Source organism: Pseudothioclava nitratireducens (genome assembly GCF_029210495.1).
Lineage (GTDB): Bacteria > Pseudomonadota > Alphaproteobacteria > Rhodobacterales > Rhodobacteraceae > Pseudothioclava > Pseudothioclava nitratireducens.
Window position 1 is genome coordinate 1 of sequence record NZ_JARGDK010000034.1, and the last position, 1177, is coordinate 1177.

1 protein-coding gene is annotated in these 1177 nt (G+C 61.8%); it reads right to left on the reverse strand.

The features are described 5' to 3' along the window. Window position 1: 1 nt before the first annotated feature. Window positions 2-1177: elongation factor Tu (tuf, locus tag P0X85_RS15070; protein ID WP_275815187.1), on the reverse strand; the 1176-nt coding region annotated here is incomplete at its 5' end.

A 1177-nucleotide genomic window follows, 5' to 3' on the forward strand; every position in this document is an offset into this window, starting at 1 on the left:
ATCACTCGATGATTTTGGAGACGACGCCAGCGCCGACGGTGCGGCCGCCTTCACGGATAGCGAAGCGGAGCTTCTCTTCCATGGCGATCGGTGCGATCAGCTCGACGTTGAACTTCAGGTTGTCGCCCGGCATCACCATCTCGGTGCCTTCCGGCAGGATCACCGTGCCGGTGACGTCCGTGGTGCGGAAGTAGAATTGCGGACGGTAGTTCGCGAAGAACGGGGTGTGACGGCCACCTTCCTCTTTGGTGAGGATGTAGGCTTCAGCTTCGAACTTCGTGTGCGGCTTCACCGAACCCGGCTTGCACAGAACCTGACCACGCTCAACGCCGTCACGGTCGATACCGCGCAGCAGCGCGCCGATGTTGTCGCCCGCTTCGCCGCGGTCGAGCAGCTTGCGGAACATCTCAACGCCGGTGCAGGTGGTTTTCTTGGTGTCGCGGATACCCACGATCTCAAGTTCGTCACCCACGTTCACAGCGCCACGCTCGACGCGGCCGGTCACAACCGTACCACGGCCCGAGATCGAGAACACGTCTTCGATCGGCATCAGGAACGGCTGGTCGACAGCGCGCTCCGGGGTCGGGATGTACTCGTCGACGGCGGCCAGAAGCGCGCGGATCGAGTTCTCGCCGATTTCCGGGTCACGGCCTTCGAGCGCGGCCAGAGCCGAGCCTTTGACGATCGGAATATCGTCGCCGGGGTAGTCGTAGGACGACAGAAGCTCACGGACTTCCATCTCGACCAGCTCGAGCAGCTCTTCGTCGTCAACCTGGTCGACCTTGTTCAGGTACACGACCATGTAGGGGATGCCCACCTGACGGCCGAGCAGGATGTGCTCGCGCGTCTGCGGCATCGGGCCGTCAGCCGCGTTCACAACCAGGATCGCGCCGTCCATCTGAGCCGCACCGGTGATCATGTTCTTCACGTAGTCGGCGTGGCCGGGGCAGTCGACGTGCGCGTAGTGACGGCCTTCGGTCTCATACTCGACGTGTGCGGTCGAGATCGTGATCCCGCGGGCTTTCTCTTCCGGCGCGCCGTCAATCTGGTCGTAGGCTTTGAAGTCACCAAAATACTTGGTGATCGCTGCCGTCAGCGTCGTTTTGCCGTGGTCAACGTGGCCGATCGTGCCGATGTTGACGTGCGGTTTCGTACGTTCAAACTTTTCCTTTGCCAT